The sequence below is a fragment of the Microbacterium sp. MMO-56 genome (assembly GCF_037146215.1).
Classification (GTDB): domain Bacteria; phylum Actinomycetota; class Actinomycetes; order Actinomycetales; family Microbacteriaceae; genus Microbacterium.
Genome location: NZ_JBBCVW010000003.1, coordinates 74968 through 96008, shown reverse-complemented (window position 1 = coordinate 96008; position 21041 = coordinate 74968). Strand labels below are relative to the sequence as shown.

Sequence of the window (21041 nt, the reverse complement as noted above, 5' to 3'; positions counted from 1 at the left end):
TTGTTGTCAACAACCTATAGGACGACGGCCCCGCCGTCCAGCCCGGATCGCATGGAAAACGGTGTGGACTTTTCGTAACGTTCCGGTAACGACACCGTTTTCCACATTGCTCTTCCATAAGTTGTGGCTCACCCCAAAACATCTCGCAAAGGAGCGGATATGCGCAGGCGCGCCCCCTTCGGCCTGATGGCCCTCCTCCTGGCCGCAGGTCTCCTCGCCCCCGGGCTGACCGCGGCCCCGGCGGCTGCCGCCGAGCCCACCGTCGTCACCTCCGTCGACTTCGACGACGGGACGACCGGCTCGTGGACACGCTCCGGCGGCACGGACCAGACCCTCTCGTTCATCGACGTCGACGGCGGGCAGGCGCTGCGCGTCTCCGGCCGGGACGCGGACTACGTCGGGGTGCAGAGCCCGACCGGTCTGTTCCAGCCCGGCGAAACGTACGCCTTCTCGCTGCGCGCGCGGCTCGCCCCCGACACCACCGGGAGCGCCGACATCCGGTTCGTGATGAAGCCCGACTACGCCTGGATCGGGAACACCGCGATCACCGCCGAGGAGTGGACCACGGTGGCCGGCGAGTACACCGTGCCCGCCGACGCCGACCCCGACCAACTGCAGGTCTACCTCGGCACGAGCGACCGCGACGCGCCGTACGACTACCTGATCGACGACATCCTCGTCACGACGTCCGGCGGCTCCGATCCCGGCACGGATCCGGGCACCGACCCGGGTCAGGAGCCCGGATCCGTCCTGATCCAGACCGACTTCGAGGACGGCGGGCTCGACGGCTGGGCTCCCCGCCCGGGCGGAGCGGAGCCCTCCCCCGTGATCGCCGTCGTGGACGGCGGCGCGAACGGCACCGCCCGCGCGGCGGAGGTCTCCGGCCGCACCCACGAAGGGGACGGCATCCAGCACGACGTCACGGGCGTGCTGACGCCGGGGGCGACCTACCGGTTCGACGGCGCCGTGCGCTTCGCGCCCGGCGGCACGCCCGGCCAGGGTCTGACGCTGTCGATGCGCACCGTCGACGGCGCGCAGACGAGCTACACCAACCTCATCCAGTTCGAGTCGGTCGGCACGGATGCCTGGAGCGCCGTGTCGGGCGAGTTCACCGTCCCCGCCTACGAGACCGCGGCAGAGCTCTACGTCGAGGCCCGCTACAACAGCGGCAACACGTCCACGTTCCTCCTCGACGAGGTGCGCGTCAGCGTGCCCGAGCCCTCGTCGGTCGACACGTCGCTGCGACCGGTCAAGGACGCCGTGCCCTTCCCGGCCGGAGTCGCGATCGACTCTCGCGAGACGACCGGCAGTGCGGCCGACCTGCTGCTGCACCACTTCTCGCAGATCACCCCCGAGAACCACATGAAGGTGGAGGCCTGGTACGACGCGGACCATCGCTTCGCGCGCCACGCGGAGGCGACGGCTCTCCTCGACTTCGCGCAGGCGAACGGACTGCGCGTCTACGGTCACGTGCTGCTGTGGCACTCGCAGACGCCGGACTGGTTCTTCCAGGACGAGTCCGGTCGCGAGCTGACCTCGTCGGACGCCGACAAGCAGCTGTTGCGCGATCGCCTCGCCCGTCACATCGACGACGTCGCCCGCTCGATCGCGGACGACTACGGCCGATACGGATCCGCGACGAATCCCGTCGTGGCATGGGACGTCGTCAACGAGGTCATCGCCGACCAGCAGACGAGCGACGGCCTGCGCACCAGCCGGTGGCACGACGTCCTCGGCGAAGAGTACATCCCGCTCGCCTTCCGCCTCGCCGACACGGCGTTCAACGAGACGTACGCGGCGGAGGGCACGGACCGCCCGGTGAAGCTGTTCATCAACGACTACAACACGGAGCAGGACGTCAAGGGCGCGCAGTACCACGCGCTCGTGCAGCGCCTGGTGGACGCCGACGTGCCCATCGACGGCGTCGGCCACCAGTTCCACGTCTCCCTCACGACGCCGATCGCGGCGCTGCAGGGCGCGTTGGCGCGCTTCGCGGGGATGGGGCTGCTGCAGGAGGTCACGGAGCTCGACGTGACGATGACTCCCGCCAGCGAGGCGAACCGCGTCCGCCAGGGCTACTACTACCGCGACGTGTTCGCGCTGCTGCGGGAGTACCAGGCGGATGCCCCGTCGGCCGAGAAGCTGTTCGCCGCGACGATCTGGGGTCTCACCGACAACCGCTCGTGGCGCGCGGAGCAGGAGCCGCTCGCCTTCGACGCCGCGTTCCAGGCCAAGCCCGCCTACTGGGGCATCGTCGACGACGACAGCGGCCTGCCGCCGCTGGTGACGACGGCGAACGTCTTCGGCGGAGGGGTCCCGCTCGACGAGGACGCCTTCGACGACGTGGCGTGGCGGAACCTGCCGGCGCTTCCGCTGACGAACGATGCGGGGTCGTTCGTCCTGCGGTGGGATGAGGACCATCTCACGGCGCTCGTGCGCACCCGCGCCGATGCGGACGCGCTCTCCTTCACCTACGGCGACGCGGAGTTCACCTATCGGGCCGGAGACACGGCGTCGGCCCCCGGTGTCGACACCGTTCGGGACGGGGCGCATCTGTTCGTCGTGCACCTTCCGCACTCGGGCGTCGCCGGCGGCGCGGAGGCGGGGACGACGACGGCGTTCGACGTGCGCGCTCTCGTGGACGGCGAGGCCGCCGGGGCGTGGAACTCGCCCGGCGCCACGGGTCGGCTGACCCTGCTGGAGCCGCTCTCGTCGGTCGACGTCCCCGAGGCGTCCGCCGCCCCCGTGATCGACGGCACCGTCGACGAGGCATGGGCGGGCGCCCCGCTCATCCGCACCGAGCGCACGGTGGAGGGCGCCGCGGACGGCGCCACCGCGGACGTCCGGACGCTCTGGCGGGGAAACAGCCTGTTCGTGCTGTTCGAGGTCGCCGACCCCGAGGTCGACCTCAGCAACAGCGACCCGTGGAACCGGGACTCGGTGGAGCTGTTCCTCGATCTCGGCAACGAGAAGGCGGGCGCGTACGGTCCGAACGCGACGCAGATCCGCGTCACGGCGGACGGCGACCTCTCCTTCGGCAGCGGCAGCGACGCGGCGCAGCGCGCCCGCGTGGCCGGCAGCGCCACCGCGCGCACGGCGACGGGATACACCGTGGAGCTCGAGATCTCCCTGATCGGACAGTCCGGCGGCCAGTCGGATGTCCCCCTCGGCGGAACCGGCACGTTCCACGGGCTCGACGTCCAGGTCAACGACGGACGCGCCGGCAGTCGGCACGCCGTCCACACGTGGGCCGACCCGACGGGAACGGGGTACCAGACCACCGCCCGATGGGGCGTCGCGCAGCTCGTGCCCGCCTCGTCGACCCCGACGCCGGGCCCCAGCCCGACCACTGTCCCGACTCCGACGCCGACGGCCCCCGCCCCGGACGCGTGGGCGACGGTCGACGTCGGCGCCGGAGTGGTCGAGCAGGGGGGCTCGCTGCCGGTGACGGTGACCGGCCTGCGCGCGGGTCAGTCGATCGCCGCGACGCTGTACAGCGATCCGATCGAGGTGCGGGGGATCCGCGCCGCGGACGCCGCGGGCCGCACGGCGTTCTCGGTGTCGATCCCGGCCGACCTGGCCGTGGGCGGGCACACCCTCGTCGTGCGATCCGAGGGCTTCGACGACATCCGCGTCGGCGTGACGGTCGTGCCGAAGGGTCAGCTGGCCGTGACGGGCGCCCAGGCGCCGTGGGGGCTCGCCCTGGCGGCGGTCGCGCTCGTCGCCGTCGGCGGGCTGCTCCTCGCCCTGCGCCGGCCGCGCCGCGCCGTGCGGCTGCGATGAGGTCGGGCCCGGACCGCCGTTCGCCGCAGCGGTCCGGGCCGGCCTCGGCCGGTCGGCGATGCCGGGATGCGGCCCCGCGGGCACCCGATCTCCTAGTGTGGGACGCGTGGGAAGAGGCGTGAGAAGAGTGGACGCGTGAAGCGGGTCGAAGGCACGGTCGAGGGCGTGCGACGCGCCAACCTCTCGCGCGTTCTCCGCCTCGTCCACGAGGACGGCCCGCTCTCCCGCGCCGCGCTCACCGATGCGACCGGCCTCAACCGCTCGACGATCGGCGCGCTCGTGGGCGATCTGTCCGCGGCCGGGCTCGTCCAGGAGGGCGCGCCCGACCTGCAGCGACGCGTGGGCCGGCCCTCGCCGAACGTGAGCGCAGCGGCGGGCATCGTGGCCGTCGCGATCAACCCGGAGGTGGACGCCGTCACCGTCGCGGCCGTCGCCCTGGACCGCACGGTCCTCGTGCGCGAACGCATCGAGGTCCCGGAGCTCACCACGACCCACCGGGTCGCGTCGATGGCGGCGGAGTGCATCGAGCGGTGGCGGCGCGACGTGCTGGCCGGGTGCCGGATTGTGGCGGCGGGCATCGCCGTCCCGGGGCTCGTCCGCGCGGAGGACGGTCTCGTCCGACGTGCCCCCCACCTGGACTGGACCGACGCTCCGCTGCGCGACCAGGTCGCCGAGGCGACCGGGCTGCCCACCGCGATCGACAACGACGCGACGCTGGGAGCGCTGGCCGAGAGCCTGTACGGAGCGGGCCGCGGGGTCCGCGACCTCGTCTACGTCAACGGCGGGGCGAGCGGCATCGGCGGCGGCCTCGTCATCGACGGGCACCTCGTGCGCGGGGCGGGCGGCTACGCGGGCGAGCTCGGCCAGAACCGCCCCGGCATCGCGAATCCCGCCGATCGGCGCTCGCCCGAGCGGGGGACGGTGGAGGACGAGGTCAGCCGCGCCCGCCTGCTCGCCGTGCTGGGACTCATGAGCGCGGACGAACCGACGCTCGAGGCGGCCATCCGCGCGTCGAGCTCGGTGGAGGCGGTCGCCGAGGTCGATCGTCAGCGCCGCATCCTCGCGACGGCACTCGCCAACGCGGTCAACGTGCTCAACCCCTCGGTCGTCGTGCTCGGCGGCTTCCTCGCCACGCTGCTGGAGCAGGACCCGGAGGGCCTGCTCGCCGCGGTCGGCGAGCAGGCGATGCGCACGAACGCCGAACAGCTGCAGCTGCGACCGGCGGCTCTCGGACCCGACCGTCTGCTCGTCGGGGCGGCCGAGATCGCGTTCGAGACCCTCCTGACCGATCCTCTCGGCGTCGACCAGCCGGACGCGAGCGGCCGGGCCGATCCGCTCAGCGCGGCCGAGGCGGTGCCGTCGAACCGCGCACCGTGAGAGCTGTCGCGGTCGACACCGCGGGGATGTCCCGCCGATCGATGCGCGCGAGGAGCGAGAGCACCGCGGCCTCGCCGAAGCCGCGGAGATCCGCGCCGACGCTCGTCAACGGGGGCGACGCCAGCTGGGCGACGAAGGTGTTGTCGAATCCGATGAGACTGACGTCCTCGGGAACCCGGACGCCGAGCTCGGACCAGCGCGCGAGCAGACCCAGGGCGACGAGGTCGTTGTAGGCGATGACCGCCGTGGCATCCAGCGCCAGAGCCTCCTCCGCCACCGCCCGACCGCCGGCCGCGTCCGGCGACACGGGCCCCACCCGCAGTGCGGTCATGCCGCCGTCCGCCGCGGCCGCGTCACGCAGTGCCGTCCACCGACGCTCTTCGGTCCACGACGCGTCCGGGCCGCCGACGTAGAGCACCCGACGGTGCCCGAGGGCGCGCAGGTGCTCGAGCGCGGCGCGGACGCCCGGCGCCTCGTCCAGGGTCACGGTCGGGGCCTGCGCCCCGGGCAGACGCCGGTTGATGAGCACGCTCGTCGTCTCCGCCGCGACTCGGGCGAGCTCGTGCTCCGTCAGTCGCGAGGACGCGAGGATGAGACCGTCGACCTGGGAACGCAGCGCACCGATCTCCTCGTCCTCGACCTCGGCGGACTCGGTCGTGTCGACCACGACCAGGCTGTAGCCGTGAGCGCGCGACGTGGCCTGCGCGCCCTTCGTCAGAGACGCGAAGTAGGGGTTCTCGATGTCGGGGACGACGAGTGCGATGGCACCCGTGCGCCCGTGACGCAGACTGCGCGCGGCGCGGTTCGGGCGATAGCCGAGCTCGGCGACGGCGGCCAGCACGCGGTCGCGCGTCTCGTCGATGACCCGGTCGGGTTCGCGCAGAGAACGCGAGACGGTCGCGATGGACACCCCGGCGCGCGCCGCCACATCGTGCACCGTGACCACGTCGACTCCCCCTGTCTGCGCGCGGCCACCCTCCACGTCGTGGGGTACCGATGGACGTTTACACGTATCGTAGAGGATGACAGACTGATAACGTTTACAACCACGGCTCCCCGCTGAAGTCCTCGGCGCGACCCCCCCATCTCGACGACGAGAGGAGAGACGATGACCGTCCCCCCGGGCACCGGCTGGCGACTGCACCGCGATCGACTGCTGCCCGCCGACCCCGGCGTGCGCGCGATCGCCCGGGAGATCCTCGACAGGACCGAAGGGCTGCCGATCGTCTCGATGCACGGTCACGTCGATGCGGCGATGCTCGCCGACGACCTCCCCTTCCCCGACCCGGCCGCGTTGCTCGTGACCCCCGACCACTACGTCGTACGCATGCTGGTCTCCCAGGCCACCGCACCCGGCCCGGTGCGCGACGCGGGGGTGCGACCCGAGGACGATCTGGCGCCGCTTCTGCGCGGGGTGGTCCGCGCTGCGCGGAACCCCCTCGCGTCTCTGGCTCGAACACGTTCTGGCGGAGGTCTTCGACGTTCCCGCACCGCCCTCGCCCGCGACCGCCGACGTCCTCTACGACCACATCGCCGACCGTCTGTCGCGCCCGGAGTATCGCCCCCGGGCCCTTCTGGAGCGCTTCGACATCCGGCTGCTGGCGACCACGGATGCCGCCACGTCGCCCCTGCACGGACATGCCCGCCTCGCCGCGGACGGCTGGGGCGCGCGCGTCATCCCGACCTTCCGCCCCGATGCACTGCTGGAAGCGGGGAGCGCGCACTGGCGCGACCACCTCGACCGTCTGAGCGCGGTCGCCGGCGTCGCCGCGGACAGCTATCCGCGCTTCCTCGACGCGCTGCGCGAGCGACGGCGCGCCTTCATCGCGGCGGGCGCCCGCGCCACGGACCACGGGCACTGTCGCGCGCTGATGCGACGTCTGTCCGACCGGGCGGCGCGGGAGCTCTTCGATCGCGCCCTGCGCGGGCGGCTCGACGAGGCCGACGAGGCCGCCTTCACCGCCCACATGCTGTTCCAGATGGCCGAGATGTCGGCCGAGGACGGCCTGGTCATGCAGCTGCACCCGGGGGTGATGCGCGACCACGACCGGGGCGCCGCCGCCCGCCTCGGTCACGACATCGGCTACGACATCCCCGTCCGCGCGGAGTTCACCCGTTCCCTGCGTCCCGTGCTCGAGGCGTTCGGGCACGAGCCGGGCTTCCGTCTCGTCGTGTTCACCGTCGACGAGTCGACGTACTCCCGGGAGCTGGCTCCTCTCGCGGGGGTCTACCCGGCACTGCGGCTCGGCGCGCCGTGGTGGTTCCTCGACGCCCCCGCCGCGATGCACCGCGCCCGCGAGGCGACCATCGAGACGGCGGGCCTGCGGAACACGAGCGGCTTCGTCGACGACACCCGCGCCTTCTGCTCCATCCCCGCCCGGCACGACGTGTCTCGACGCGTCGATGCCGCCTTCCTCGCCCGCCTCGTCGCGGAGCACCGCCTCGACCTGGACGAGGCGCACGACGCAGCCGCCGACCTGGCCTACCGCCTCGCCGAGAGCGCCTATCCGGCGCTCTCGGACCGATCCCGATGAGGAGATGAGGAGTGCTCCGATGACCGGCATCCATCCGCTCTGGCTGCCCGAGAGGGCGACCGGAGCGCTGCGCGGGCGGACCGTGCGCGTCGAGGGGGACGAGCTGCTCGCCGAGACGATCCGCGCCGAGGCGGTGCGCGCAGGCATGACCGCCGCGCAGGGCGACGACCGGCCCGACGTGTCGATCGTGATCGACGAGGCCGCCGACACGCCCCGCGAGGGGTTCGTCCTGCGCCGCACAGGCGGACGCGCGCGGGTGCGCGCCGCGGATGCCGCCGGAGCGCTCTACGGGTGGTTCGCGCTCGTACGCCTGGGGTCGGCGGCGTTCGCCGACGCCGAGGACCGGGTCGAGGGGCCCGCGCACGACCTGCGGATGCTCGACCACTGGGACAACGTGGCGATCCACCCCGTGATGGGCCAGGTGGAGCGCGGCTACGCGGGCGGATCGATCCTCTTCGACGACGGCGTCGTCCGCGCGGACCTGGCGCGCGTCGCCGACTACGCGCGCGCCCTCGCCTCGATCGGCATCAACCGCGTCACGATCAACAACGTCAACGTCCACGCCCGCGAAGCGCTGCTGCTGACCGACGACCTGCCCGACGTGGCGCGCATCGCGGACGTGCTGCGCGCGTGGGGCATCCGTACGCATCTGTCGGTGAGCTGGGCATCGCCGGTCCTCCTCGGGGATCTCACGACGACCGATCCCCTGGACGCGGGGGTGCAGGAGTGGTGGGATGCCGCGGCCGCACGCGTGTACGCGCGCATCCCCGATTTCGGCGGGTTCCTGGTCAAGGCCGACTCGGAGGGGCAGCCGGGTCCGTACGCCTACGGTCGCGACCACGCCGACGGCGCCAACGTTCTCGCTCGGGCGCTCGCCCCGCACGGCGGGATCGTGCACTGGCGCGCCTTCGTCTACAACCATCGGCAGGACTGGCGCGACCGCACGACCGACCGCGCGCGGGCGGCCTTCGACGCCTTCGTCCCCCTGGACGGTCGTTTCGACGACAACGTCGTCCTGCAGGTCAAGTACGGCCCGCTGGACTTCCAGGTCCGCGAGGCGCTGTCGCCGACGCTGTTCTCGATGCCGCGCACCCGCGTCGCACTCGAACTGCAGATCACCCAGGAGTACACGGGGCAGCAGAAGCACGCCGTCTATCTCGGACCGCTGTGGGCCGACATCCTCCGCTTCCGCCCGTTCGGTCAGGGCGGTCCCATCCTCGCCGACACGGTGCGGGGCGGGTTCGCCGCCGTCTCCAACGTCGGCGCCGACCCGCTGTGGACCGGGCACCCCCTCGCGCAGGCCAACCTGTACGCGTACGGCCGGCTGGCCTGGGATCCGACGCTGGACCCCATCGCCGTCCTCGACGAGTGGATCGAGCTCACCTTCGGCGACGATCCGCGCGTGCGCCGCACGCTCCACGCGATCCTTGACGAGTCGTGGCTGACGTACGAGTCCTACACGGCGCCCCTCGGCGTGGGGTTCATGGTCAGCCCGCTCCACGGTCACTACGGTCCCGACGTCGACGGCTACGAGTATTCCGCGTGGGGTACATATCATTTCGCCGACCGCGACGGCCTGGGCGTGGACCGCACGGTGGCCACCGGCACGGGGTTCGCGGGGCAGTATCCCGAGCCGTGGTCATCGATCTACGAGTCGACCGACACCGTCCCCGACGAGCTCCTGCTCTTCTTCCACCACGTTCCGTACGGCCACGTGCTCCACAGCGGGTCGACGGTGATCCAGCACATCTACGACACGCATTTCGCCGGGGTCGAACGGGTCGAGCGGTCGGCCCGGGACTGGTCGTCGCTCGAGGGCCTCGTGCCCGACGACGTCTTCACCCGCGGCCGGGAGCTGTTCGCGGAGCAACGGCGCAGCGCCGTCGAATGGCGCGATCAGATCAACACCTACCTCCTCCGCAAGTCCGGCATCCCCGACGCGTACGGCCGCACGATCCACTGACGCTCCGGGCGGCGCGCTCTTCCCTCAGGCCGCGACGAAGCGCGCGCGGGCGTCCTCGAGGACGGCGCGGTGGGTGACGAGGAGGAAGGCGGCGAATACCACGGCCAGGGCGGCCAGCGCCGCGTCGCTCGCGGCGTAGACGACGCCCGCCGCGACGATGAGCAGCGCGACCGATCCGACGGTCGCCGCGGGCCTCGCTCCGAGGTAGTACAGCGAGAGTCGTGCGAGGTCGCGGGTGCGGAAGGAGAACACCGCGGTCAGGGCGACCGCGTTCATCGAGAAGAGCGCCAGGAACACCAGCAGAACGACCGCCACGATCGAGAACACGGGCGCCATCCCGATCCGGGTGGCGAAGACCGCGTTGTAGGCGAGCACCGCGCCGACGGCGAGCACCGGCACCCACCACCGGAGCACATCGACGACGTCGCGCGCCCAGAAACGCCAGAAGCGCGGCCACACCGACAGCTCCCCCGCGGTCGACCGAGCGGGAGTGCGGGCGTGGAGGGTCGACACGGCCGCGGTGACGGCCGGCGCGAGCGGTACGAGCGCGAGCGCGAAGAACGGGATGTTGCCCGCCGAACGGTCGAGCAGCAGGAACCCGGCGAACGTCGGCACGGCCGCCAGCAGGAAGCACACCTCCGTCACGAGGTACCAGTAGACGACCGCGGTCGCGCGGGGCAGTCGCGGCGCGCGCTCGTCGGGCGGGGGCGGCATGGGGAGTCCTTCCGGGTGGAACGCCGGGGGTCCGGGTGCACGACGCACGAACGGCGTGCACCCGGACCGCGCCGGCCCGCGATCAGCGGGCGGCGAAGCGCTTCTGCGCCTCGTTCATCACGGAGAGGTACTCGGTGACGTTCAGACCCTGGAGCTCCTGGACGTAGGCGTCCCACTCGCTCATCGGCCGCTGGCCCAGGATGAAGGCGGCCGTGTTCTGCGACACGTGATCCTTCAGAGCGGACTGGTACAGGGTCACCTGTTCGCGCTCGATCTCGCTGAGAGGTGCGGGCGGCGGCAGTTCCATGACCTCTTTCGTCGACATCGCCTCGACGAAGGTCAGTGCCTCCTCGGGGAGCATCGAGCGGTCCAGGTCGACGGTGGAGCCGTGCACGAGCATCCACACGCCGTTGGAGAACCCGAAATCGGCCTGGAGATTCTTCGGCGCCCCCGGATTGATGCCCATGGCGGTGATCGATGGGTCGAGGACCCGCGTGCCGTCCGCATCCGTCGTGAACGTCTGGCCCTCGACTCCCCACTTGGCGAACTCGAGCCCCTCGTCGGAGTAGTACAGCCAGTCGACGAACTGCAGCAGCGCCTTGAAGTACGGCTTGTCCTTGGCCTTCGCGGAGAGCATGAAGCCGCTGACCAGACGCTGGCCTGCCGCGACGTAGTCGCCCGCGGGGCCCGCCGGAACCCGGATGAGGGCGAGGTCCCCCGCCGTCCCGAGGTCCTTCAGGGTCTGGCGGTACGTGATGATCTCCTGGTTGTTGGTGCCGACCGACAGCGCACGGCCCGACGCGACCTTCTGCTTGGCCTGGTCGTCGTCCTGCGTGATCGCCTCGGGATCGAGCAGGCCGTCCTCGACCAGCGACGCGTAGAACGCGACGAGGTCCTTGTACTCGTCGGTCGCGCCCGTGTAGACGAACGCGTCGCCGTCCCACGTCAGTCCCTGACCGAACCCCCACCCGGCGGCGGTGCCGAAGTTCGGGGCGACGAAGCCCAGCGTCCCTTCGATGGGCCCGTTGGCCGACCAGCGGTCCGTCATCGGATAGAGGTCCGGGTAGGCCTTCTTGACCGTCTCGAGCTGGTCCCTCAGCTCATCGAACGTCGCCGGTTCGAGGCTGAGGCCCAGCTGCTGCCAGATGTCCGAGCGGACCGCGAAGGAGTACTCGGGCCGCGGCTCCTCGCGGAAACCGGGGAAGAGGTAGTACTTGCCGTCCTCCTGACGCAGTTGGTCGAGGTCGGGCTCCAGACCCCACTTCTCGACCTTGTCCAGGTAGTTCGGCATGTACTGGACGAAGTCGCTGGCCGGCAGGATCGCCCCGCCCGCGACGAAGGCGACCTCCTGACCGGGGTAGGTCACCGAGACGATGTCGGGCGCGTCGCCCGCACCGATCACGAGCGACTTGCGCTGGTCCCACTCGCTGAGCGGAGCGCTGACGACGTCGAAGGAGACCTTCTGGTTCGTCTTCAGCTCGTCGAGGATCAGCCAGTCGTCCGTGATCGGATAGTTCGGGTGGTCGCGGTAGAACAGGCCGAACTCGACGGGCTCGGACGCCACGAAGGTCGTGTCGACGCCGTAGTCGCTCATGGCGCCGACCTCTTTGCCGGTGAAGTCGAACTCCGCCCCCTCCGCGGCAGGGGTTCCGCCGCCCGTGCACGCGGTGAGGGTGAGCGAGCCCGCCGCGACGACCGAGGCCGCCACGAGCAGTGCGCGACGCGGTCGCCTCACCGCGCGTGCCATCCGATGCTGTGTCATGGGATCTTCCTTTCGTGGGGTGGGTCGCCGAACGCGGTCATTGCTTCACCGAGCCGAGCATGACGCCCGAGACGAAGTACTTCTGGATGAACGGATAGAGGGCGATGATCGGCAGCACGGTCAGCAGCATCGTGACCGCCTTGACGTTCGCGGCGACCTGGACGGAGTCCCCCGAGGACTGTCCCGCGCCGATCGACTCGGTACCGGTGGCCGCCGCGATGAGATTGCGGAGGTACACCGTGACGGGATACAGCTCCGCCTTGTCCATGTAGAGGAAGGCGGCGAACCACGAGTTCCAGAACGACACGGCGTAGAAGAGAACCATCGTCGCGATCACGGCCTTGCTCAACGGGAGCACGATCCGCAGCAGGATGCCGTAGGTCGTGAGGCCGTCGATGCCCGCCGCCTCCTCGAGGTCCTCCGGGAAGTTCTCGAAGAACGCCTTCATCACCAGCAGGTTGAAGACGCTGATCGCGTTCGGGAGCACGATGGCCCACAGCGTGTTCTTCATCCCGAGGGTGTTGATGAGGATGTAGTTGGGGATGAGTCCGCCGTTGAAGAACATGGTGAACACGGCGACACCGATGAAGAAGACGCGCCCCTTCAGGTGCTTCTTCGACAGGGCGTAGGCGAACGTCGTGGTGAGCACCATCGCGATCGCCGTCGCGACGACGGTGTACACGACGGTGTTCCCGTAGTTGCGCCAGAACATCGGGTCGCCCAGGACGTACCCGAAGGTCGTGACGTTGAAGCCTTGGGGGATCAGGTTCACCTGACCCGAGTTGATGTAGGCCTCGGAGCTGAACGCCTGCGCGATGACGTTCAGAAACGGATAGAGCGTGAGGAAGCAGATCGCGATCAGCAGCACGCCGTTGACGACGCGGAAGACGCGATACCCGTTCGAATCGCGGATGCCGCTGCCCTTCTCCGGACGGAAGATGCGGTCGGCCAGCCGGCGCGACCCGGTCCGCGCCGACGTCGTGACCGCCGCGCCGGCCGCGTCGGACTGCCCTGTCGGAGCCGGCATCGGGATGGAGTTCACCACAGGCTCGTCCCCACTGTTCGGCGCGAGATCGCATTGGCGGAAAGGATCAGCGTCAGGCCGATGAGCGCCTCGAAGAGCCCGATCGCCGTGGCATAGGAGAAGTTGCTCGAGATGATGCCGACGCGGTACAGGTACGTCGAGATCACATCAGCGGTCGGATAGAGCAGCGGGTTGTACAGCAGCAGGATCTTCTCGAACCCGACGGCCATGAACGTGCCGATGTTCAGGATCAGCAGCACGATCATGGTGGGCCGGATGCCCGGCAGGGTGACATGCCAGATCTGACGCCACCGGTTGGCGCCGTCGATGCGCGCGGCCTCGTACAGCTGCGGGTCGATCGTGGTGAGGGCCGCGAGGTAGAGGATCGTGCCCCAGCCGACCGTCTGCCAGACCTCCGACGACACGTAGATCGTCCGGAACCATTCCGGCAACTGCATGAACGGGATGGCGGTGCCGCCGAGCGCCTCGATGAACTGGTTGATCGACCCCCTCACGGCCGTCAGCTGCAGCACCATGCCCGCGACGATCACGATCGACATGAAGTGCGGGAGGTAGGAGATCGACTGCGCGAGCCGCTTGATGTGACGAGAGCGCAGCTCGTTGAACATCAGCGCGAGGATGATCGGCAGGGGGAAGGTGATCAGGAGCGTGATCACGCCGATGATCAGGGTGTTCCAGAAGGCCCGCCAGAACATCGGATCGTTGATGAACAGCTCGATGTAGCGCAGGCCCACCCACTCGTCGCCGAACATGCTGCCGCCGGGCCGGAAGCGACGGAAGGCGATGATGTTGCCGGCCATCGGCACGTATCGGAAGACGGCGAGGAAGACGAGCGGCAGGACGAGCAGCGTGTACAGACGCCAGTCGCGACGCAGTGCCTGGCGCCAGGTCACGCGGTGCGGACGCGCCCGCGGCGCGCGGCCGAGCCGCCCCGCGGGGGTGGCCGGATCGGCGGCCAGAGCTGGGTTCGCGGACACGTCGCTCCTTTGCGATGGACAGTTCCTCACGCCCGACGGAGGGTGCGAAAGCCTCGACATCCCCGTCGCTACACGTTGAAGCTAACCGCGCTCATCATCGATGTCAACGTTTTCATTGCATCGTTACCGCGGAGTCGGCTCCGCGTCGGCGACGCCGGTGTCAGTGCGGACGCGCGGTCGTCGTGCGGGGGATGAGGCGCGTCGGCAGCACCCGATGCGGCGCTTCGAGGGTTCCCCCGGTGAGGAGCGTGATGAGCATCCGCGCCGCCTCGGCGCCCAGGCGCTGCATGGGCTGACGCACGGTGCTCAGCGGCCGCGCACTCTGGAACGCCTCCGGGATGTCGTCGAACCCGACGACCGAGAGATCGCCCGGCACGTCGAGGCCGAGGTCGGTGGCGACCTCGATGAGCCCGAGCGCGGAGCGGTCGTTGGCCGCGAAGACCGCGGTCGGGCGATCCTCGCGCTGGAGGAGCGGGCGGGCGACCAGGCGCACGGTGTCCGGGTCGTACATGCCGACCGCGATCAGGCTCGGGTCGAACGGGATGCCCGCCTGGGCCAGCGCGCGCTTGTAGCCCGCCTCGCGCATCCCGGACGAGCGCAGCTCCGGGCGGCCCGCGAGGAACCCGATACGGCGGTGGCCGAGCTCGATGAGGTGCATCGTCGCCTCGAAGCCGCCGCCGAGGCTGTCGGACTGGACGGAGGGGATGTCGGCGCGACCGAGATGCGGGTCGACGGCGACGATCGGCACCTCGGCGCTCACGCCGTCCACGGTGGGCGTCACCATGATCGCGGCGTCGATGAGGGTGCCGCTGAGCCGGCTGAGCGAGCGTCGCTCCCACCCGCGCGGGTCGTCCTCGCGGGCGCCGCTGTAGGCGAGCAGGTCGTAGCGGTGGCCGCTCAGCGCCGCCCCGACACCCTTCAGCACTTCTGCGCTGAAGGGCTCGAAGTCGGCCACGAGGACGCCGATGACGCCCGTCCGTCGCGAGCGCATGCTGCTCGCCACGAGGCTCGACTCGTAGCCGAGGTCGGCGACGGCCTCCAGGACGCGCGTGACGGTGGCGCTCGCGACCCCGTAGCGGCCGTTGACGGCCTTGGACACCGTCGCCACCGACACCCCGGCTGCGGCGGCGACGTCGTGGATGGTGGCGCGACGGCTCATGGGGCTCGATCGTACGCTGTCGCAAACGTTATGGAAAAGGTTTTTGAAAACGTTTGACGCCGTTCGCAACAAATCGGCACACTGGCCGCATTCCGGTTCCCGATAAGCCGGAATGCTCCGAACCCCGGAAGGCCGGGGTGACGCTCAACGAGGAGGACAGGAATCACATGAAGGCGAAGAAGATCCTGGCCGGGGCAGCGCTCCTGGTCACGGGCGCCCTGGCGCTCAGCGCCTGCACCGGCGGTGGATCCGGCGGCTCGAGTGACGGCAAGGTCGAGATGACCCTGTGGCAGAACTCGACCACCGGCGCTGGTCAGCAGTTCTGGAAGGACGCGATCGCGGCCTTCGAGAAGGACAACCCGAACGTCACGATCACGATGCAGTCGATCCAGAACGAGGACCTCGACGGCAAGCTGCAGACGGCGCTGAATGCCGGGGACGCTCCCGACATCTTCCTGCAGCGCGGCGGCGGCAAGATGGCCGCGATGGTGCAGGCGGGCCAGGTCATGGACCTCACGGACAAGATCAGCGACACCGTGAAGTCGGAGATCTCCGGCGGGTCGTTCAAGGCCGAGACGTACCAGGACAAGGTCTGGGCCATGCCGCTCGCGGTGCTCCCCAGCGGCTTCTGGTACAGCTCCGACCTGTTCACCCAGGCCGGCGTGACCGCCACCCCCGGGACGATCACGGACCTCGAGGGCGTCGTCGGCAAGCTGAAGGACGCCGGCATCGCTCCGATCGCGCTCGGCGCCAAGGACGCCTGGCCGGCCGCGCACTGGTACTACAACTTCGCCCTGCGCGAGTGCAGCGCCAAGACGATCGAGGAGACCGGCGACTCGAAGGACTTCAGCGACGCGTGCTGGACGAAGGCGGCTCAGGACCTCGCCGACTTCGCCGCGACGAAGCCCTTCAACGAGGGCTTCCTCACCACCTCGGCCCAGCAGGGCGCGGGCAGCTCGGCCGGCCTCGTGGCCAACCACCAGGCTGCGATGGAGCTCATGGGCGCGTGGGACCCGGGCGTGATCGCCTCCCTGACGCCCGACGAGAAGCCCCTCCCCGACCTCGCCTGGTTCCCCTTCCCGGAGATCTCCGGCGGTCAGGGCGAGCCCGGATCGATGATGGGCGGCGTCGACGGGTACTCCTGCTCGGCCAAGGCCCCGAAGGAGTGCGCCGACTTCCTGAACTTCATCGCGTCGGCCGACCAGCAGGTCGCGTACTACAAGGCGTACAACGCGCCGCCGGTCAACACGACCGCGCAGAAGTCGGTGACGGAGCCCTACCTGCAGGAAGTGCTCGCGGCCTACAACAAGGCGCCGTTCGTCTCGCAGTGGCTCGACACCGTCCTCGGCCAGAACGTCGGCAACGCGCTGAACGTCGCGGTCGTCGACCTGCTCGCGGGCAAGAGCGACCCGAAGCAGATGATCCAGTCGGTCACCGACGCTGCGAAGAAGGGCTGATCGGATCATGACCCTTCGCGAGACCGCCGCGACGAATAGCGACGCGGAGACGGATCTCGCGCAGCACGACGGGGGCGGCGTCACGCCGCCCCCGTCCACGCCGCGCCGCCGTCACCGAGGTTTGGGGTGGGCCGGACGACTCGAAGTCGCGATCCTGGTCGGCCCTGCGCTGCTCATGTTCCTCGGCTTCGTCATCTTCCCGGTCGTCATGGCGGCGTATTACGGCTTCTTCCGCTGGCAGGGCTACGGCGCTCCCACGGACTTCGTCGGCCTGCAGAACTACATCACGATCCTCACCGACCCCACGTTCCACGACGCCCTGAGCCACAACGCGTTCGTCGTCATCGCCTCGATCGTGCTGCAGGGCCCGGTCGCGGTCCTCCTGGCCCTCATGCTCAACCGCCGGATGCGCGGCCAGTCGATCATCCGCGTCCTCATCTTCGTGCCGTACGTGATCGCCGAGGTCGTCGTCGGCACCGGGTTCGGGCTCATGCTGCAGACGCAGGGCGCACTGAACTCCTTCCTCGACAGCATCGGCCTCGGTGGGCTCACGCACGACTGGATCGCCGACCCCGCCATCGCGATCTGGACGCTGATGGTCATCCTGACCTGGAAGTACGTCGGCTTCGCCGTCATCCTCTTCCTCGCCGGGCTCCAGGGCATCCCCGAGGAGCTCTACGAGGCCGCCGCCCTCGACGGCGCCGGCTACTGGAAGGCGCACCTGCGCATCACCCTTCCGCTGCTGGCTCCGACGCTGCGGATCTGGGCCTTCCTGTCGATCATCGGGGCCCTCCAGTTGTTCGACCTCGTCTACATCATCTGGGGCCAGTACGTGGCTTCCACCGCCGGCACCTCGACGATGGCGACCTACATGGTCGTCAACGGCCGCAACGCCGGCAACTTCGGCTTCGGCAACGCCGTCGCCGTCGTCATCTTCGTCATCTCGCTGGTCGTCGCCTTGATCTACCAGCGATTCGTCCTGCGCCGCGACACGGCCGGGGCGATCACGGAAGGGAAGAAGAGCCGATGAGCGCCTTCACCGCACCCGCCTCGGTCGCTGCGACCGCCCGGGCCGAGCGCCGTCGCAGCCGCCGCGACCGCAAGGCCGCCAAGGAGCCGCTGCCCTGGGGCAGCCCGATCGTCTACTTCGTGGCGCTGGTGGTGATCGCGCTCATGCTCGCACCGGTGCTGTACATCATCATCGGCGGCTTCCGCAGCAACTCGCAGATCACCGTCGACCCGGCCGGATGGCCCGACCCGTGGAAGTTCGAGAACTACCTCGCGGTGCTCACCGGACCGCAGTTCTGGCAGCAGGTGCTGAACTCGCTCATCGCGGCGGGGGCGACGACGGCCGGCGTCGTGGTGCTCGGCCTCATGGCCAGCTACGTGATCGCCCGCTACCCGCTGCGCGGCAAGGGCGCCCTCTACGCACTGTTCGCGGCGGGCCTGATGTTCCCCATCACGGTCGCGATCACCCCGCTGTACATCGTCATCCGCGACCTCGGCCTCATGAACTCGCTGGGCGGGATCATCCTGCCGCAGATCGCGTTCGCCCTGCCGACGACGATCATCATCCTGGTGCCGTTCCTGCGCGCCATCCCCGACGAGATCCAGGAGGCGGCCTTCATCGACGGCGCGAGCCGCCTGGGCTTCTTCTGGCGGATGGTGCTGCCGCTGTCCATCCCCGGCGTCATCACCGTCGGCATCCTCGCGTTCATCGGCAGCTGGAACAGCTACCTGCTGCCGCTGTTCATCCTCAACAACGAGGCGACCTTCACCCTGCCGCTGGGTGTGCAGGCGTTCTCGTCGCAGTACTCCGTCGACACCGCCAAGGTGCTCGCGTTCACCTCGCTGTCCATGCTTCCCGCTCTGGTGTTCTTCAGCCTGTTCGAGCGTCGCATCGTGGGTGGCCTGACCGGCGCCGTGAAGGGCTGATCCGCGTGACTATCTCCGACAACTCCGTCCGCGCCGAGCCGACGGAGCCGGCCTCCGCCCGTGTCTGCGGGCTCATCGCCGAGATGACGATCGAGCAGAAGATCGCTCAGCTCGTCGGCTTCTGGGTGGACCAGGGAGACGACGTGGTCGCCCCTCTGGCGGGAGAGATGGCGACCTCGACCAAGTACGAGGAGGCCACCGAGCACGGCCTCGGCCACCTCACCCGGGTCTACGGCACGCGTCCGGTCGAACCCGTCGAGCGCGCCGAATGGCTGTGGGCCGAGCAGCAGCGCCTCAGGGAGGCGTCCGGCCACGGCATCGGCGCCATCGTGCACGAGGAGTCGCTCACCGGCCTCGCGGCGTGGAAGGCGGCGACGTTCCCCACGCCGCTGGCCTGGGGCGCGGCGTTCGACCCCGAGTCGGTCGAGCGCATGGGCCGCCTGATCGGGGAGTCGATGCAGCGTCTCGGCGTGCACCAGACGCTCGCGCCCGTGCTCGACGTCATCCGCGATCCCCGCTGGGGCCGGGTCGACGAGTGCATCGCGGAGGATCCGTACGTCGTCGGCACGATCGCGACGGCCTACGTCCAGGGCGTCCAGGCCGCGGGCGTGCACGCGACCCTCAAGCACTTCGTCGGCTACTCGGCGTCGCAGGCGGGACGCAACCACGCTCCCGTCCACGCGGGGCCGCGAGAGCTGGCGGACGTCTTCCTCCCGCCGTTCGAGATGGCGGTGCGCGACGGCGGCGTCCGGTCGGTCATGAACTCCTACACCGACATCGACGGTATCCCCGTCGCCTCGGACCCGACGCTGCTCACCGATCTGCTGCGCGGCGAGTGGGGCTTCGACGGCGTCGTGGTCTCGGACTACTTCGCCGTCGCGTTCCTCGAGACGATGCACGCCGTCGCCGCCGATCGCACGGAGGCCGCCCGCCTCGCGCTCGCGGCGGGCATCGACGTCGAGCTGCCCAGCGGGGACGCCTACGCGCGCCCTCTGCTGGACGGCCTCCGCGAGGGCCGCATCGACGAGGAGCTCGTCGACCGGGCGCTCGCCCGCGTGCTGGCTCAGAAGGAGTCGCTGGGTCTCCTCGACCCGGACGAGTCCGCTCCCCCGACCGAGATCGACCTCGACACCCCGGCGCACCGCGAGGCGGCGCGCACGATCGCCGAACGGTCGCTCGTGCTGCTGCGCAACGACGGCGTGCTCCCCCTCGCGGCGCCGCGGCGCGTCGCGGTGATCGGCCCGAACGCCGACGAGGCGTCCGCACTGATGGGCTGCTACTCGTTCGCGAACCACGTCCTCGCGCACCTGCCCGACGTGCCCCTCGGATTCGCCATCCCGACGGTGACCGAGGCGCTGCGCACGGAGCTGCCGGACGCCGAGATCACGTCGGTCGCCGGCTGCGAGGTCGACGGCGAGGACCGTTCGGGCTTCGCCGCGGCCGAAGACGCCGCCGCGGCGGCGGACGTCGCCGTCGTCGTCGTCGGCGACCGCGCCGGCCTGTTCGGGCGCGGAACGGTCGGCGAAGGCAACGACGCGGAGAGCCTGGAGCTGCCGGGAGTGCAGCGCGACCTCGTCGAGCGCATCGTCGCGACGGGCACCCCGGTCGTGCTGGTGGTCGTCACCGGCCGCCCGTACGCGCTCGCGTGGGCGCTCGACGGCGAGCAGGCGCCGGCCGCGGTCGTGCAGGCGTTCTTCCCCGGCGAAGAGGGCGGCACCGCGATCGCCCGCGTGCTGTCGGGGGCGGTGTCCCCCTCGGGGCGCCTGCCGGTCTCGCTCCCCCGCTCCGCGGGCGCGCAGCCGTACTCGTATCTGCACCCGATCCTCGGGGGCAACAGCGACGTGACGAGCACCGATGTCACGCCCGTGCGCCCCTTCGGGTTCGGTCTCGGCTACACCACGTTCTCCCGCACGGGTCTCACGGCGGACGCCGCGGTCGCCGCGGGCGGGGCGTTCGAGGCATCCGTGACCGTCACCAACACCGGGGAGCGGGCGGGCACCGAGATCGTGCAGCTCTACGCGCACGACGTCGTCGGCAGCGTCGTCCGACCCGTCGCGCAGCTCGTCGGCTATGCGCGCGTCGACCTCGACCCGGGGGCGTCGGCGCTCGTGCGTTTCGACGTGCCGACCTCGCGCCTCGCCTTCACGGGTCGTTCGGGCGAGCGGATCGTCGAGCCCGGGCGCATCGACCTGTGGGTGGGCGCGTCCGTCGCCGACCGGGAGACCGAGGCGCGCGTCGAGATCACGGGCGACGTGCACCGGATCACGGCGCAGGACCGTCGCCTGGTGGGGGTGTCGGTCTCGAGCTGAACCCTCCGGGCGTCGGAAGAGCGCAC

General features: G+C 70.4%; 14 protein-coding genes. 8 read left to right on the top strand and 6 right to left on the bottom strand.

The window, feature by feature from the left end; genetic code table 11:
• The first annotated feature begins 159 nt into the window (after positions 1-159).
• Together WFI00_RS03710 and WFI00_RS03705 are read left to right on the top strand one after the other, a co-directional pair.
• The gene (locus tag WFI00_RS03710) at positions 160-3783 is read left to right on the top strand and encodes an endo-1,4-beta-xylanase (RefSeq protein WP_336630638.1); all 3624 of its coding nucleotides are present in this window, start codon (positions 160-162) and stop codon (positions 3781-3783) included.
• A 135-nt stretch (positions 3784-3918) separates the two neighbouring features.
• Positions 3919-5160 (top strand): ROK family transcriptional regulator, encoded by a 1242-nt coding sequence (locus WFI00_RS03705; protein WP_336630637.1) that lies wholly within the window; start codon positions 3919-3921, stop codon positions 5158-5160.
• Here the strand turns inward: WFI00_RS03705 and WFI00_RS03700 are convergent.
• A complete protein-coding gene (locus tag WFI00_RS03700) occupies positions 5120-6106 on the bottom strand; it encodes a LacI family DNA-binding transcriptional regulator (protein WP_336630636.1) in 987 nt (328 codons plus the stop codon). The genes WFI00_RS03705 and WFI00_RS03700 overlap by 41 nt on opposite strands.
• 445 nt (positions 6107-6551) lie before the next feature.
• On the opposite strand from WFI00_RS03700, the gene uxaC reads away from it, so the two are divergent.
• A complete protein-coding gene (uxaC, locus tag WFI00_RS03695; protein ID WP_336630834.1) occupies positions 6552-7694 on the top strand; it encodes a glucuronate isomerase in 1143 nt (380 codons plus the stop codon).
• Positions 7695-7713: 19 nt separating this feature from the next.
• A complete protein-coding gene (locus WFI00_RS03690; RefSeq protein ID WP_336630635.1) occupies positions 7714-9657 on the top strand; it encodes an alpha-glucuronidase in 1944 nt (647 codons plus the stop codon).
• Between the two features lie 24 nt (positions 9658-9681).
• Here WFI00_RS03690 and WFI00_RS03685 read toward each other — a convergent pair whose 3' ends face one another.
• The 5 genes from WFI00_RS03685 to WFI00_RS03665 all read right to left on the bottom strand — a co-directional run bounded on the left by WFI00_RS03685 (position 9682) and on the right by WFI00_RS03665 (position 15314).
• Positions 9682-10371 (bottom strand): glycosyltransferase, encoded by a 690-nt coding sequence (locus WFI00_RS03685; RefSeq protein ID WP_336630634.1) that lies wholly within the window; start codon positions 10369-10371, stop codon positions 9682-9684.
• 82 nt (positions 10372-10453) lie between these two features.
• Entirely contained in the window at positions 10454-12133 is a 1680-nt protein-coding gene (locus WFI00_RS03680) for an ABC transporter substrate-binding protein (RefSeq protein WP_336630633.1), read from the bottom strand.
• 37 nt (positions 12134-12170) lie between these two features.
• On the bottom strand, positions 12171-13178 hold the full coding sequence (locus WFI00_RS03675) for a carbohydrate ABC transporter permease (protein WP_336630632.1): 1008 nt from the start codon (positions 13176-13178) through the stop codon (positions 12171-12173).
• Positions 13172-14155, bottom strand: a complete 984-nt coding sequence (locus WFI00_RS03670) for an ABC transporter permease (protein WP_336630631.1) — start codon at positions 14153-14155, stop codon at positions 13172-13174. The genes WFI00_RS03675 and WFI00_RS03670 overlap by 7 nt, the downstream gene beginning before the upstream one ends.
• Before the next feature lie 160 nt (positions 14156-14315).
• Positions 14316-15314, bottom strand: coding sequence for a LacI family DNA-binding transcriptional regulator (locus WFI00_RS03665; RefSeq protein ID WP_336630630.1), 999 nt, complete (start codon positions 15312-15314; stop codon positions 14316-14318).
• A 167-nt stretch (positions 15315-15481) separates the two neighbouring features.
• Here WFI00_RS03665 and WFI00_RS03660 point away from each other — a divergent pair, with 167 nt between their 5' ends.
• From WFI00_RS03660 to WFI00_RS03645, 4 genes are read left to right on the top strand one after another with little or no spacing between them, the layout of a single operon-like run.
• Positions 15482-16771 carry an ABC transporter substrate-binding protein gene (locus tag WFI00_RS03660; protein WP_336630629.1) on the top strand — a complete coding sequence of 430 codons (1290 nt, stop codon included), beginning with the start codon at positions 15482-15484 and terminating at the stop codon, positions 16769-16771.
• A 7-nt stretch (positions 16772-16778) separates the two neighbouring features.
• Complete coding sequence (locus WFI00_RS03655; RefSeq protein ID WP_336630628.1) at positions 16779-17801, top strand: carbohydrate ABC transporter permease; 1023 nt, start codon at positions 16779-16781, stop codon at positions 17799-17801.
• Positions 17798-18706, top strand: coding sequence for a carbohydrate ABC transporter permease (locus tag WFI00_RS03650; protein WP_336630627.1), 909 nt, complete (start codon positions 17798-17800; stop codon positions 18704-18706). Before WFI00_RS03655 ends, WFI00_RS03650 begins: the two co-directional genes overlap by 4 nt.
• Before the next feature lie 5 nt (positions 18707-18711).
• Entirely contained in the window at positions 18712-21015 is a 2304-nt protein-coding gene (locus tag WFI00_RS03645; RefSeq protein WP_442928290.1) for a beta-glucosidase family protein, read from the top strand.
• The last annotated feature ends 26 nt before the right edge of the window (positions 21016-21041 follow it).